The 15015-nt window shown below is 53.7% G+C and carries 16 protein-coding genes; 15 read left to right on the top strand and 1 reads right to left on the bottom strand.

The window, feature by feature from the left end:
- Positions 1-110: 110 nt before the first annotated feature.
- Complete coding sequence (locus EXY20_RS07915; protein WP_135549466.1) at positions 111-863, bottom strand: SDR family oxidoreductase; 753 nt, start codon at positions 861-863, stop codon at positions 111-113.
- Between the two features lie 169 nt (positions 864-1032).
- On the opposite strand from EXY20_RS07915, the gene sigJ reads away from it, so the two are divergent.
- The 15 genes from sigJ (at position 1033) to EXY20_RS40590 (ending at position 14713) form a co-directional block, all read left to right on the top strand.
- Positions 1033-1911, top strand: coding sequence for an RNA polymerase sigma factor SigJ (gene sigJ, locus EXY20_RS07920; RefSeq protein ID WP_135549468.1), 879 nt, complete (start codon positions 1033-1035; stop codon positions 1909-1911).
- A gap of 116 nt (positions 1912-2027) precedes the next feature.
- The gene (wecB, locus tag EXY20_RS07925; protein ID WP_135549470.1) at positions 2028-3185 is read left to right on the top strand and encodes a non-hydrolyzing UDP-N-acetylglucosamine 2-epimerase; all 1158 of its coding nucleotides are present in this window, start codon (positions 2028-2030) and stop codon (positions 3183-3185) included.
- Between the two features lie 18 nt (positions 3186-3203).
- Positions 3204-4445 carry a MerR family transcriptional regulator gene (locus tag EXY20_RS07930; RefSeq protein ID WP_135549473.1) on the top strand — a complete coding sequence of 414 codons (1242 nt, stop codon included), beginning with the start codon at positions 3204-3206 and terminating at the stop codon, positions 4443-4445.
- Positions 4446-4519: 74 nt separating this feature from the next.
- Positions 4520-4963: a cell wall hydrolase gene (locus tag EXY20_RS07935; RefSeq protein WP_135549476.1), complete on the top strand. Its 444-nt coding sequence runs from the start codon at positions 4520-4522 to the stop codon at positions 4961-4963.
- Positions 4964-5078: 115 nt separating this feature from the next.
- Positions 5079-6818: a sensor histidine kinase gene (locus EXY20_RS07940; RefSeq protein ID WP_167859071.1), complete on the top strand. Its 1740-nt coding sequence runs from the start codon at positions 5079-5081 to the stop codon at positions 6816-6818.
- Positions 6811-8406, top strand: a complete 1596-nt coding sequence (locus EXY20_RS07945) for a response regulator (protein WP_135549482.1) — start codon at positions 6811-6813, stop codon at positions 8404-8406. Before EXY20_RS07940 ends, EXY20_RS07945 begins: the two co-directional genes overlap by 8 nt.
- 210 nt (positions 8407-8616) lie before the next feature.
- Positions 8617-9894, top strand: a complete 1278-nt coding sequence (locus EXY20_RS07950) for an ABC transporter substrate-binding protein (protein WP_167859072.1) — start codon at positions 8617-8619, stop codon at positions 9892-9894.
- 72 nt (positions 9895-9966) lie between these two features.
- Entirely contained in the window at positions 9967-10890 is a 924-nt protein-coding gene (locus EXY20_RS07955) for a carbohydrate ABC transporter permease (RefSeq protein WP_167859073.1), read from the top strand.
- 3 nt (positions 10891-10893) lie between these two features.
- Positions 10894-11715 (top strand): carbohydrate ABC transporter permease, encoded by an 822-nt coding sequence (locus EXY20_RS07960; RefSeq protein WP_135549490.1) that lies wholly within the window; start codon positions 10894-10896, stop codon positions 11713-11715.
- Between the two features lie 174 nt (positions 11716-11889).
- Positions 11890-12252, top strand: a complete 363-nt coding sequence (locus EXY20_RS07965; RefSeq protein ID WP_135549493.1) for a hypothetical protein — start codon at positions 11890-11892, stop codon at positions 12250-12252.
- 120 nt (positions 12253-12372) lie between these two features.
- On the top strand, positions 12373-12702 hold the full coding sequence (locus EXY20_RS07970) for an RNA polymerase sigma factor (RefSeq protein ID WP_135549496.1): 330 nt from the start codon (positions 12373-12375) through the stop codon (positions 12700-12702).
- Positions 12703-12740: 38 nt separating this feature from the next.
- Complete coding sequence (locus EXY20_RS40585; protein ID WP_407944902.1) at positions 12741-12890, top strand: RNA polymerase sigma factor sigma-70 region 4 domain-containing protein; 150 nt, start codon at positions 12741-12743, stop codon at positions 12888-12890.
- The gene (locus EXY20_RS07980; RefSeq protein WP_135549501.1) at positions 12874-13113 is read left to right on the top strand and encodes a hypothetical protein; all 240 of its coding nucleotides are present in this window, start codon (positions 12874-12876) and stop codon (positions 13111-13113) included. Before EXY20_RS40585 ends, EXY20_RS07980 begins: the two co-directional genes overlap by 17 nt.
- Before the next feature lie 181 nt (positions 13114-13294).
- Positions 13295-14368: an NAD(P)H-dependent flavin oxidoreductase gene (locus EXY20_RS07985; protein ID WP_135549504.1), complete on the top strand. Its 1074-nt coding sequence runs from the start codon at positions 13295-13297 to the stop codon at positions 14366-14368.
- Positions 14369-14413: 45 nt separating this feature from the next.
- Complete coding sequence (locus EXY20_RS40590; protein WP_135549507.1) at positions 14414-14713, top strand: GyrI-like domain-containing protein; 300 nt, start codon at positions 14414-14416, stop codon at positions 14711-14713.
- The last annotated feature ends 302 nt before the right edge of the window (positions 14714-15015 follow it).

Below are 15015 nucleotides of genomic sequence, written 5' to 3' on the forward strand. Positions count from 1 at the left end.
TAAGATAAAGTGCCGTGGTTGGTCCGATTGAATAAAAGAAACGCGCACAAAGAACCCTCGTCGAGGGTTCTTTGGCGTAGTGCCGGTTTTGATTGCAGTCGTGCGGGTTCTTATTCCGCCGATTGTTTCAGCCATTCGTCGAATCGTGTCGTGGCAATAACCGCATCGCCAGTCGGAACGAGGGACTGATCGTTCACTTCGATACCGCCGAAATATCCCGCCGATTCATCCGTAACGACTTGCCGGACATCTTGCTGCGCGCTTAAATAGCGGCGAACTAACTCGTCCAGGCGAATTTTTTCGGGGCCTGCCAAATCGACGATACCGCCAACAGGCTTCGCAAGCGTAAAGTCGACAAGTGCCCCGGCAACATCAGCCGCGGCGATGGGCTGCGCAAAAGCGGAGGGCAAACGAACGGTTTGTCCATCAGTGGCGACAAAAGCAATGCTGCCGACAAATTCGAAAAATTGCGTTGCCCGCACGATCGTATACGGGATCGGCGATGCGGCGATTTGTTTTTCCTGCACGAGCTTGGCGCGAAAATAGCCGCCCTGGAGCAGCCTTTCGGTTCCGACAACCGACAGGGCGACATGATGCTTCACGCCGGCGGCCGCTTCCGCGGCAAGCAGGTTCCGCGTCGACGCATCGAAAAATGCCAACACCGCGTTGTCCTCGAAAGAGGGCGAGTTCAGTACATCTACAACAACTTCGGCGCCTTCCAGCGCTGCGGCCAATCCTTCCCCCGTCACGGCATTGACGCCGAGCGATGCAGATGCCGCCGTCGCCTCATGGCCAAGCTCGCGAAGCCGATGAACCAACTGTTTCCCGATGAGTCCGGTTCCGCCTGCCACTACAATTTTCATCCGAATCCATTCCTCCTGCGGAGCAGCCCGGGGATCCAGACGACTCCTGTTTTTATTTGAACGAGCATATAACGATGCATCTCGTCATTTCGTGACAATCCGGCAGAAAAAATAGATCGTCGACCTTGGCGCGGTTTCACGTTATGATTAATCAGGAAATCAACCAGTCATGGATGGAAGTGGTCGTACGAAAGAATTATACGAAAAATACAAAAAGCTTTTGTTCAAGTTAGCTTATCAACTGACCGGGTCGGTTTCGGATGCGGAAGACGTCGTGCAGGACGTTTTTCTGAAAATCTACGACGTTCCTCCGGAGAAGTTGGTCGAACCGAAAGCTTATCTTTGCAAAATGGTCACGAATCGCTGCAAGGATTTGTACAAGGCGGCGCGCAGGCAGCGGGAGCACTATTACGGCGAGTGGCTTCCGGAGCCTTTCCTCGGTCCGGACCACGACGCCATGGAAACGGTCGTCCGCGACGACCTCCTCTCTTATGGCATGCTCGTTCTCCTGGAGCGGCTTACTCCTTCCGAACGGAGCGTATTTGTACTGCACGAAGCGTTTGGTTTTAAATATGGCGAAATTGCCCGGATGACGGACAAAAGCGAAGCGAATTGCCGCAAGCTGTTCAGCCGGGCAAGCGCGAAGATGGTCCGCGATTCCGAAAAGTCCGTGCCGAGGGAAAAGGCGAATCAAGCATGGGTGCACGGTTTTCTCGAGGCGTTGAAACAAGGGGACATGAATCGGATCATGACGATGCTCGATCAGAATGTCGTATCGATTTCCGACGGAGGAGGCAAAGCAACCGCAGTACTCGACCCGATCCGCACGCGGGAAGCCGTCGCGCGTTTTCTTCTTGGCCCGCTGCGTCAAGCCGCTTTGGTGAATGGCGAAGCCAGAATCGAGATGCAGGTAATGAACGGGCAGCCCGGCCTGGTTGTTCGTTCGGCGGAAGGCGTCGTCCATACGGCAGGAATGCTTCAACTCGAAAACAGTCGAGTCTGCGAGCTGTTCTTCGTGCGAAACCCCGATAAACTGCGCTATATATGACTCCGGAGCAGGCGCCGCGGCGACCTGCTCTTAAAGGAGTTGTTTTACCCCTTGCATGTGACGTAACGTCATCCCTTACTCTTGGTTGCAGAACACATTTGAAGGGAGAACGTACAATGGCTCAACGCAAAAAAATCATGGTGATTTTGGGGACCCGCCCGGAAGCAACGAAATTGGGGCCTGTCATCCAAGAGCTTCATCATCATCCCGAGTGGTTTGAAACAAAGGTGATTGTGACCGGACAACAGAAGGAGCAGTTCGATCAAGCGCTTTCCCACTTCCATATCCAGCCCGATGTCGACCTGCGTCTCATGAAAGAACAACAATCGCTCGCCTATCTTACATCTGCCGCCATTTCAGGGTTAGATGCCATTGTTGCCAACGAAAAACCGGATTTCATCTTGGTTCACGGCGATACACAAACGGCATTGTGTGGCGGGTTGGTTGGATTTTTTCATAAAATACCCATTGGACATGTGGAGGCAGGATTGCGTTCGTACAACAAGCACTCCCCTTGGCCCGAAGAAATCAACAGAAAACTTGTGGACGCAGTGGCCGACTTTTTATTTGCCCCTACAAGGAACAGCAAAGACAATTTGCTTAAAGAAGGCTTCAGGGAGAGCAATATTTTTGTAACCGGACAAACGGCGGTTGACGCCGCACTAAAGACGAATCGTCCCGTATACAAGTTTCACGAAGACAAGCTGACTCGGATTCTGCAGCAACCGGGCAGGTTCATTACCATGACCGTTCATCGCAAAGAAAATTATGGCGCCCCCATGCTCCGAATGTTTCGTGCCATTCGCCGTATTGCCGACGATCATCCGGATGTTTCGATTATTTATCCCGTCCATTTAAGCCCCATTGTTCGGGAGGCTGCCTTCAAGACGCTATCCGGTCATGAAAGAATTCATTTGCTCGATCCGATCGATTATCCTGACATGATCCATTTGTTGTCCCGTTCCGAGCTGATCGTAAGTGATTCCGGAGGCTTGCAGGAAGAAGCCCCCGTATTTCATAAACCGCTTGTTCTCTTGCGTGATACTACTGAACGCCCCGAGGCGGTTTCTGCCAAGGCTATTTATCTCGCGGGGACGAAAGAAGATGACATCTATGCGATCATAACAAGGCTTCTGTTGGATGGAAGTTTTTATGACGCCATGGCAAGTGCGGGGAATCCTTTTGGCGACGGGAAAGCTTCGAGACGGATCGTACAATGGATGGCCCATCATTTTGGAATTATTTCGGAGGGGCCCGAACCATTTGAAGCCTGACATGCTGGAGGGAAGGAAATGCAATTACGAGGCGAATGGATGAGTGCGGGACAGTTTGCGGACAAGGCGGGGGTGACGAAGCGAACCGTGCAGTTTTACGATAAGGTGGGACTTCTTCGTCCAAGTCATCGAACGGTCACCGGGCACCGATATTACACCAAGCAGGATTTGGCGCGACTCCAACGAATTTTGACCCTGAAATATATCGGTTTGACCATAGACGAGATCGGAAGAATTATACACCGAAACGGGCAAGAAGAGGACCTGAAGGAATCTTTGCGAGTTCAAAGTACGATAATCGGTCAGAAAATGGAGCATCTCCGTCTTGTCCAAAAAACGGTCAAGGAGACACTTTCGCTGCTGGAAAGCCTGGAACACAAGGAGCAGGGCCGGGAGCGCAGTGCCGGATTCTGTGAAAGTAATCCGGCGTGGGAGTTGTTCGCTTCCATCATCCGCGTTGTTAACCAGGAGTATGAGAGTGCGTTCAACCTTCAGACGAGGATTAGATTGCATGACGACTTCAGTGTAAATCCTTACGGATGGCATCGCTGGCTTTTCGATCAAATGGCGGTACCGGAGGCCAGTACGATCCTCGAGCTGGGTTGTGGGGACGGAACGTTGTGGAAACGGAATGCCGATCGGATACCGACAGGTTGGGGGATTACGCTGACAGACCTTTCCGAAGGAATGTTGAACGATGCCAAGGAGGAGCTGGAACATGCCGTTCCTGCCAGTCGATTCCGGTTTGCGCCTGCCGATGCGCGTTCGATTCCGTTTCCGGATGCAAGTTTTGATGTGATTTTGGCGAATCATATGCTTTATCATGTCACCGAACGGCACCAAGCCCTGAAGGAAATTCGCCGTGTTCTGAAACCTGGCGGCATCCTGTTCTCATCCACGATGGGCAGGCATCATATGGTTGAGGTGAAAGGATTTCTAAACGAATTGAATCCAAATTATGATTTTGGACGCCAGGATTTTGCCTGCGAGTTTGGGTTGGAGAACGGGGAAGAACAGTTGGAAGCGGCAGGTTTCGTGGAAATTCGTATGAAACGATATGAGGATGCGCTTCGGGTGACGGATGCCAAACCGCTCATCGACTACATACGAACAACTCCCGGAGGCCGCGAAAATTTAACGGACAGCCGTCTGTTTCAGCTGGAAAACTTGTTAAATGAGCGAATCCGTGTTGAAGGAGCCATTTCTATTACCAAGGAAGTCGGGTTATTCGTCGCTTGTCGCAAAGTCGCGGGACCGTGACCGCGGCGACGCCAGAGTAACATATCCGATTCGCCTACAATATGATGAGTCTAGAAATCCGAAGAGGTGAGTCTATGGCAGTCGTAAAGGCGAGAAAACAGGATGTTGATATGTTGGCAAGGCTGCTTCGGGCCGAAGCCGAGACCGAAGGCGAAATGGGCATGCTCCTTGTTGGAAATGTCGGCATTAACCGAATAAGAGCGAATTGCTCCGATTTTAAAGGAATCCGGACGATCCCCCAAATGATCAATCAACCGCATGCGTTCGAAGCGTTGCAGCATGGTTTGTACTATCAGAACGCAAGGGAGAGGGAACGCCGTCTGGCGCAGCGGGCAGTGAACGGGGAGCAGAATTGGCCGGCCAAATATTCGCTCTGGTATTTCCGTCCCGGAACGTTCGAAAATCCCGGACCTTGCCCGCCAACCTGGTACAATCAACCGCTCGTGGGACGATGGAAGAAGCACTGTTTTTACGAACCGACCGCGGAAGAGTGTGAAAATGTGTACAATACGTTTTAATTCGTCCATCGCCCCGACCCGTTCGGGGCGTTTTTTCCTGTAATCGGGATGGTGCGAAATGGCGCCGGTTCGGCGTATAATGCGGATATACGACACTGCACGTGGGAGGACGACGATGACCAAGCGGGTTGCCCCATTGCGCTGGCGCAAGATCAGGCTTCCGATCAAGCTTGTGCTTGTATTCATGCCGCTTATTTTGCTGCCGGCGTTAACCGGCATTTATTTGACCACCCGCAGCTACACGACGTCGAGCAAACAATTGACCTCCCGCTATGCGTCCGACCTGCTCGGCTTGATGGCGCAAAAAATCGACGACCGGCTGCGCGGCTACGAGCAACTCAGCAAACAGATCATGACCGACGAAGAATTGCACCGACTGCTCGCCCAAAAAGCCGAATCCAGCTTCGAGCAATTTCGCATCGAGCGTGAAATCAACGAAAGCATCAACGTGCTCTGGCTGGGAGACGACGAGAACAAATACATTCGCAGCATCAAGATCGAATCGCCGAACGGCAGCTATACGTACGGCACTGACGCCGTCAACGGGTATGCCGTTGACGATCCGGATTACCAGAATAAGGTGCGCGAGCAGAAAGGCAGCGCAGCCTGGTTTGCGCCCGCGGTTTTTACCGACGGCTATCGCGAGCTGGATGCGTTTCGTCTCGGACGAACGATTCGCGATAAACAGTTGAACGAGCTGGGCGAAATTACGCTTGTCATCGATGTGCAAGCGATTGCATCGATATTCGCCCAGACGAATTTGCAAGACGATGCGGTGCTGCGGCTGCTCGGACCGGACGGTCAGGAGCTGCTTGGCAACGGTCGAACGCCGGAAACGGACGGCAACAAAATACTCGCCTACTCGCAGGACAGCCTGCAGAACGGCTGGAGCTTGTCGGCGCAATTGCCGCTCGAACAGCTGTACCGGCCGATCACCACGGTTACCCGGCAGGCGCTCGTCGTGCTGCTCGGCTGCATCGCGCTCGCCCTTGCCGTTACTCAGCTGCTGGCGCTTGATCTGGTCATTCCTATCCGCAAGCTGATGGTCAATATGAAGCAGGGAATCAAAGGGACCAAGCCCGCCGAACTGAAAACATTCAAGGGAGCGGTTGAAATTATCGAAATGAACGACACTTTTATATCCGTGATGTACGAGATCGAGCAGTTGATCCAGCAGGTCGTGCGGCAGGAGAAGAAGAAGCGGGACGCGGAAATCCGCATGCTGCATACCCAACTGTCGCCTCACTTCATGTACAATACGCTCAATTCGATCCGCTGGATGGCCATGATTCAGAAGCAGGACAATATCAAAGAGATGATCGACGCGATGAATCGGCTGCTGACCCGCGCCGTGCGAGGCTCCGGCGGACCGGTGACGCTGGCGGAGGAGTTGGAGGCATTAAACGATTATGTGGCCATCAAAAAAGTGCGCTACCAGCAATTTGCGCTGGAGAATGACATTTCAAAGGCGCTCTTGAAAGCGCTTCTCTTGCCGTTCCTGCTCCAGCCGCTGATCGAAAATGCATTGCTGCACGGTCTTGCGAATGCCGATCGCAGCGGCGTCATTCGTTTGTCGGCGATGCGGCAAGGCGCCGCGCTGGAACTGACGGTAACGGACAACGGCATCGGCATGACGCCGGAACGGCTCGCTGAAGTGCAGCGCAAGCTGGAGGAGAAGGTGCCGTCCGGCGATCATGTCGGTTTGCGCAATGTGCATGAGCGGCTGCAGCTGCATTACGGCGAAGCGTATGGGCTGCGGGTTGACAGCAAGCCGGACGCCGGAACGGCGATCACGATACGGTTGCCGTATCGCGAATGCGAAGCCGGGGAAACGGAGGTGAGAGAGCATGCGTAACGTCATGATCGTCGACGACGAATCGCTCGTGCGCGTCGGGCTGCAGTCGATTATCGATTGGGAGAGCTACGGCTATTCGATCGCGGGTGTTTTCAAGAACGGGGAGGAAGCGCTGCAGGCGGCGAAACACCGCACATTCGACGTCGCGCTGACCGACATCAAAATGCCGGTGATGGACGGCTTCGAGCTGATCGAACAGCTGAAGCGGCTGCAGCCGCACATCAACATCGTCGTGCTCAGCAGCTACGATGAATTTACCTATACGCGCCGCGCGATTCAGCTCGGCGTCGCCGATTACATCTCCAAATACCAGCTCGAGCCCGAAGAGCTGATCCGCGTCTTGAATGCGCTGCACTTCGTTTCCGCCGAAACGGATGCAGCAGGAGGAAGCGCGGCGGCAGCTTCGGCAGAACGGAGCGTCTTGCTGCATGCGGAGAAGGAGGAGCTGCTGCGCTACTCCGGCTTGCCTGCGGGAGGGATCGAACGCGAGCCGGAATGGCCCGAGTTGACGCGTTTGCTGCGGGGAACGGGAGAGCTGGTTTGCTGGGTGGCGCTGAAACCGTACCCGCGCGAGCCCGGCTATTTGCCCTCCGAGCAGAAGGCGCTGCAGGCGATGGCCGGCGAAATATTCGCCCGGCTGCGCGGGATGGAGCTGCTCGGCTGGGACCGCGACATGCTGCACGGCCTCGCCGTTTTCCCGCAGGAGGAGCCGCGGCAAACGCGCGAACGCGCGCTTGCCGATGCCGCTTCCGAGTTGATCGGCGCAGCGCGCAATATCAACGTTGCGCTTGTGATCGGCGTCAGCCGGCCGGAGCCTTTGCCGCAGCCGATCGTTCAGCGCCAGCGCGCCATGCTGGCCATGGAGCCGGCATTTTGCGGCGGGCCCGGCTATTACGCGGATCGGGAAACGAACGGGCCGCTGTCTTCGTTCAGCGAAAAGGAGCAGCTTGCGTTCTATACGCAGGCGAAGCAGTTGATCCGGTTGCAGCGATTCGAGGAACTGCACGGCTGGTTCGCCGGGCTGGCCGAAGAGCGGGGGGCAACGATCCGGCAAGCGGAATGGCAACGACTCGGTCATACCGTTGCGACGCAGCTAACCGATCTGGTCATCGAGCGTTTCCACCTGCATGCCGACAAAATCGAACGGCATTTTGCCGCCATGTGGCCGCTTGCGGAATATGTCGAGCGGGCGGGCAGCATGGGCGAATTGACCGCACGAGTGCGCGAAACGGCGCTCAAGGTGCAGCAGATGATGGCGCTGATGCAGGCCGGACAAGGCTGGATCCAGCGGGTGAAGGACTACGTCGAGCAGCGGTATGACGAGCCGATCCGGCTCGAGGACGCGGCCGAGCTTGTCAGCTTCAACGAAAACTACTTCAGCCAGCGGTTTCGTCAGGAGACCGGCGAAGGCTTCTCGGACTACGTGACGCGGTATCGGATCGGCAAAGCGATGCAGCTTTACCAGGAGACGGAGCTGTCGACGGAGGAAGTTGCGCTGCGGGTGGGGTATGCGAATGCGAATTATTTCGTCAAAGTGTTCAAGAAGGTGACGGGCACCACGGTGTCCGCTTTCCGGCATCGCAATTGAATCGCGGCACGCACTTTCCGAACATATGGCATGAATGGCGAGAATTATGGCATCTTCCGTTCGCCGGGGCGGCGCATTCGTACAAATGTGGAACGATTCCCGATACAGCTTTCCTTGTTGGCCGCTCAGGCTGCTCCTACAATAAAAGTGGAGAGGCCGAAGCCCCCGGGCGTACGGCCGTACTCGATCACAATACACGGAGGGGATCGTGTGAAATTCGCAAAAATTGTCGCGCCGCTCGTCGTGGCCGCTATGACCGGCATGCTGCTGCAGGGGTGCAGCAGCGACTCGAAGGGAACGAACGGAACGGGAAGTTCCGGCGGCAAAACCGTGACGCTGAAAGTGTGGGGCGATTTGCCGAACCAGGCGGTGCTGGAAGCGCCGTTCAAAAAAATCAACGAAGCGTTCGAGAAGAAGAATGCGGGCATTAAAATCCAGTACGATTTTGCCCAAAACGACCAAAGCTTAAACGTTGCGCTGCAAGCCAACGAATTGCCGGACTTGTTCTGGGTGCAAGGGGATAAAACGCCGAAGATGGCGGAAATGGTCAAAAACGGCTTCCTGCTTGCGCTTGACGATTATAAGCTCGATACGAAGCGGTTTTCCGATTCGGAACGCGCGTATTCCACGGTAAACGGCAAATTGTACGCCTCCTTGCCGGCATTCTTCGATACGAATCTCGTTTATTACAACAAGGACCTGTTCGAGAAGAACGGACTGAAGGTGCCGAACAACTGGAACGAATTCACCGCGCTTTTGGAGGCGTTAAAAGGCAAGGGCATTACGCCGATTTCGCTGCCGGGCAAAAGCGAGTGGGACCGCGCCTGGCCGATCTTCGCCTTCGCGCCGGCTTTCGCCAACGATGCGCTCAAGGCGGTGCTCGACGGCAAAGGCGATTTGACCGCTCCGGCCATCGGACAAATGCTGCAGGTGTACCGCGATTTTGCCGAGAAGGGCTACTTCGGCAAAGATTTTCAGGCGCAGGATCTCGCCGCGGCGCAATTCGCGTTCACGAATGGCAAGGCTGCGATGATCATCGACGGCACCTGGAATAATCCGACGTACGAAAGCTCCGGCATCAAGCTCGGGCGCTTCTCGGTGCCGAACAAGGACGGCAAGCGCATCGTCCAGTCCAGCTACAGCAACTTCATGACGTATGCGATATCGGCCAAAACCAAATATCCGAAGGAAGCGGTTGAATACGTGAAGTTCCTGAACAGCCTGGAAGCACAACAAATTATGGAAGATTCGAGCGGCCTGGTGCCAACGATCAAGGACATCAAACCGAAGAATGACGGCGTCAAGGAGCTGTCGCAGTTCGACGAGGCGGGGCTCAACATCTATTCGGTGCTTTCCGCACTCGCCACGACCGAGTCGAATACGCCGGACGTACTGATGAAAGACGTTATTCCGAAGCTGATGACATCGGCGATCACCGGCGAACAGGCGGCGCAAGCGCTGCATAAGGCGGCCAAATACAAAAAATAACCGGTTGGCATAGGCGGCGCGCGGCGGCATGTTCCGCCGCGCGTCCCTTCGCTGCGACAAGAGGTGATGCGCATGGCCTGGCTGAGAAAGCGGCCTTACTTGTGGTTCATAGCTCCGGGCCTTCTCGTTTACACCGTATTTTCGATTTATCCGATCGTTTCCGCGGTGCAGATCAGCTTGAATCGCTGGGACGGGATCGGCCCGAAAACATTCGTCGGCTTCGCCAACTACGCCGAACTGTTTGCCAACGACGCCTTGTTCGAGCAGTTGACCAACGCGCTTGGGCACAGCCTGACGATATTTGCCCTTAACGCTTGCATCGTGCTGCCGGCGCAGCTGTATATGGCTTATATGCTGTATAACCGGGTACGCGGCTTTTCTTTTTTTCAGGCGATGATTTTTTCGCCGCAGTTCATTTCTACGCCGGTGATCGTGTTTCTCGGCGCGCTTATGCTGGACGGCAACATCGGCGTCGTCAACAAGCTGCTTGAAACGGTAGGCCTCGGTGCGTGGGCAAGGCCGTGGATGGGGTTGCCGGAGCTAGGCATTTACGTGGTTTGGCTGCTTGCGGCATGGGCGGGCATCGGCATCGGCATGATTTTTTTTGTCGGGGCGATGAGGATGATTCCCGGCGAAGTGATGGAGGCGGCGCTGCTGGACGGGGCGACGTATTGGGGGCGGTTTTTCCGGATCGTCGTACCGCTGATTCGCACGACGATTTTGAATCTGCTCGTGTTGACTTACATTTTTTCGATGACCGTGTTCGATTACAGCTTTATGCTCGGCGGCGCGTCCGGCGGCATTCATTTCAGCATGGATGTGATGGCGTTGTTTTTTTACCGCGTCGCGTTCGGCGACAACAGCTCCGTGGGCGGCACGATGAATGCCAACGCGATGGGGATGGGCACAACGATCGCCTGCGTCATGTTTGCCATCATTTTCGTCGTTGCGCTCTTGCAAGTTGTCGTCACCTACCGCAAGACGGAGGAGGAATAACCGATGCCGAACAAACCGCGAACGCCGGTAAGCGCCGGCTTGCTGTGGATCTATTCGCTGCTCACCTTGTTCGTCCTGCTGTATATGACCTACAACTCGCTGCGGCCCAAAAACGAACTGCTGTCGAACACGTTCGGCTTGCCGCGCGTTTTCCGCCTCGATGCTTATCGCAGGTTATTCGGCGAGCTGCATTTCCTGCAATATGCGCTGAACAGCGCGGTCATTTTGCTGGCTGCTCTGCTGCTTGTCGTGCTGCTGTCGTCGATGACGGCGTACGGTCTCGGCCGGTATCAATTTCGCCTGAAGAAAGCGCTCATGCTCTACTTTCTCGTTGGGCTCATGTTCCCGATTCAGCTCGGCATCGTGCCGATTTTCCTGCTGATTCGAAGCCTTGGGCTGCTGAATTCGCAAGCGTCCGTCATTATTATTTTGGCAGCGGGAATTTCGATGCCGGTTTACTTGCTGACCGTTTTTTTTGCCAGGCTGCCCAAGGACATTTACGAGTCGGCCAAAATGGACGGGGCGTCGGAGTGGAAAACGTTTTACCGGATCATGTTTCCGCTTGCCAGTCCTGTCGTGTTCAGCATCTGCATCATTATGTCGGTGCAAATATGGAACCAGTTTTTTGTGCCGCTCATTTTCCTGCAAAGCGAAAGCAAACGGACCATTCCGCTGTTGATCATGAAGCTGACGAGCAATCTGATGTATACGCTCGATTTGGCCATGGTCGCTTCGGTGGCGGCAACGGTGCCGATTCTGGTCGTCTTCTACCTGTTCGCGCAAAAAATATTGGACGGCGTCGCTTCTGGAGGGGTGAAAGGCTGAATGGTAGCGCGACAGTATGCATCGTTTCACCGGCCCGCGGGCCGGATAACGAAAATAGCCCATGAAAAATGACTTATTTGCCCGATTTGGGGTGCCTCGGCGGAAATAGCCAGTGAAAAGATGGCTTATTCGCTCCGGCAGGCCCCGATTCGGGCCTTTTTGCGGGAATAGCCAGTGATTTCACTGGTTATTTTGGTGAGGCTGCCCGTTTTAGGCGAAATAGGCAATAAAACATGGCCTATTTTCAAGGACGCTCAGCGGGGGCCGGTTTCGCCGATTGTTCGCCGGTTGAGGAGGAAGAAAAATTTTGGCGCTCTTTTGAAAAAGCAGGAATTGTCGATCGAATACGAGAATTTCCATTACATACGGGACAATCCATTTTCAAACCCTTTATCGCCGAAAAATGTTCGCTTTGTCCCTGGAAATTGGAGAGTTACGCGTGCAGATTTTAACGAAGAACTATTGTATGCGGCGATTCTGGATTATCAAAAACGAAAGGTGAGAGACCAGGTAGGGGGAGTGGGGAATGATGGATAATTGGGTTGCCGTCCCCCCCCATATCTCTTTGCCGTTTTTTCCCGTTATAGTAGAGTAAGGAAAATCAATTGTAGAGGAACAATACGATCCTGAGCGAAAATATAGGCAGGATTGAATGCGATGACTACTGTATTGAGCTACACCGCTTTTGAGCAGCTGACATCGTTCCATGAGCCGGGCTTGCGTAATTATTGTTGGAAATTGGCCGGTTCGGAATGGGACGGTGACGACTTGTATCAGGAGACCATGATCAAGGCATTTCGCAGATTCCAGCGATGGCCGGAGCGTGAGCTGAGTAAACCTTATTTATACCGCATCGCTGCGAATGCCTGGTTCGATGTTTGCCGTAGACGCAAAATTGCTTTAGTACATGGGTCCATAGCCGATCAGATGAACTTTCCTATGCAGAGTGGGGCCGGCACGACGTCCGAGAATCGCTGGAGACGCTGATGGACGCTCTTGAACCAAAGCAAGCAGCGCTAATCATGATGACAGACGTATTCGGATTCACACCGGTAGAAACCGCAACTGCATTGGATCAGCCAATCACCGCAATCAAAGCAGCCCTTCATCGGGCCCGGAAACGGCAAAAAGAAGGCGGCAGACAGGCAATCTCACCTGTTGGCGAGGGGCGATGACGAAGCGGAATCGGCTCCGAAATCCGCGGTGGAAGCGGAACTGCTTGAGGCCTTTGTAAGAGCGTTCCGCGACACTGATGCGAAATCGATGTTCCGCTATTACCGCGAACTTTCGAAAAATGGTGTGAAGATCAACCAAATACGGTTCATGCTAGGACGTGCCTGGTTCAGCTTCAAGGACCCGGACGGTAATTCCTTTTCCAAGAAACCATTATCAGGTTGAACGATATTTCAATTTTCATGCCAAAGATGTGGATGACGCGTATCGTTCTTTGAAGGAAAAAGGAGCCGATCTTGGAGAAATTGAAAGCTTCGACGGCGGCATCCGCGGATTTCCGCTGTACGATCCGGATGGGAACAAGTACGGCGTCGTACATTGAACGACCTAAAGGAGGATCCGAACGGTGGGCATTCAGTTAAACACAGCCTTGTGCGGAATTTTCAATATACGTTATCCGATTTTTTTGGCGGGAATGGCTGGTTTGCCAGGAGTAAAATTAGCTGCGGCAGTATCCAATGCGGGAGGACTTGGGTCATTGGGGGCGGCATACATGACGCCGGAAGCCATCCGTGGAGCGATCCGCGAACTCAGACAACTCACGCAAGCTCCATTTGCGGTCAATCTTTTTTCAACGCCATTCGTTGATGACAATGCCAGAATAAAAGAAGTCCAGCGCGAGCTTAACAAGATCCGCGATGAACTGGGGATGAAGCATGCCTCAGATGAGGAAGTAAGTACGCCGAATCGTTTTGAAGAGCAGGTCGCGGTTTTACTGGAAGAACAAGTTCCCGTCATCAGCACGGCATTCGGGCTGCTTCCGGAGAAATTCATCCAACAGTCCCTATCGGCAGGGATCCGCATTGTGACCATGGTAACGACTGTGAACGAAGCCATAATGGCGGAACAGGCTGGATGCGATGCGATCGTTGCGCAAGGGAGTGAAGCAGGCGGGCATCGTGGCACCTTCGACCTTTCCAACCATCCGATGGGGGCCAATATAGGCGTTATCGCGCTTGTGCCTCAAATCGTGGATCGTGTCAAGATTCCGGTTATTGCAGCCGGCGGCTTTATGGATGGCCGGGGACTTGTGGCCGCTCTTGCCCTGGGGGCGCAAGGAGTACAGATGGGAACACGATTCCTGACTGCTTATGAATCCGGAGCGCATGAAGCCTACAAGGATGCGCTGCTGGGAAGCACGGAAGAAAGCACGGTGATCACGAAAGTATTTTCTGGGCGTCCGGCGAGAGGGATCGTGAACAAGTTTATGAAACACTGGGACGAAAGCAAGGTTCAACCGCTGCCGTTCCCAACACAAAACTCAATCACTCGCGACATCCGGAATGCTGCTTCCGATCAAGCCAATACGGAATATATGTCCTTGTGGGCCGGACAAGGGACGAGAATGCTCACAGACCGTCAAAAAGCGGAGGAGATTATGTCTGACATACTGCAGCAGGCCCATTCGATTTTGCAATGAGTAGTAAAAGTTTAATGAAGTTTGCTCCCAATCTAACCCTCCGCGATGTGCAGCAGAATAGGACAACGCTTCATCTATCGGCAAATTTCTTGGAAAGAAAAGCGGAGGCCCGCTGAAATGGTCGTCAGAGAGATACCGGCCAATACGTACGTTTTATTTACGTTCAATGGTCCCTTCGCGAATGCAGGTGCCGTGCACGCTTATTTATACTCTACGTGGTTGAAAGATAGTGAATATGAACTCGCCGGACTATATAATATTGAAATCTATGATGAAAGAAGTCATGGACCCGAGTCCGATGATTCCATTACGGATATTTGCTTCCCCGTGCGCAAGAGGAGTTAAAAACAAGGGGCCGGATATCGTTGCGGTTCGATCCGAGAATGTGTAGGTCATCAGTATTCCGTCACCTACATGATGCAGGTCCCTGATTGCATTACACTTTCTATGTATGAAGAAGCGATAGCCATAGGAGATCGAAAAGAAATCTATCTTACCCCGGCAATGATGTGCCACCATCCGGATACATGGAAAACCGTGGTGAGTGTTGAAATCGAATAGCGCAAGAAACCTAATAAAAGAACAAGATCGCATGATATGAAACGCTTTCAACCGATTTTATAGTTAAGATGTCCATATTACATAGA

Source organism: Paenibacillus cymbidii (assembly GCF_004764705.1).
Taxonomy (GTDB): domain Bacteria; phylum Bacillota; class Bacilli; order Paenibacillales; family NBRC-103111; genus Paenibacillus_AN; species Paenibacillus_AN cymbidii.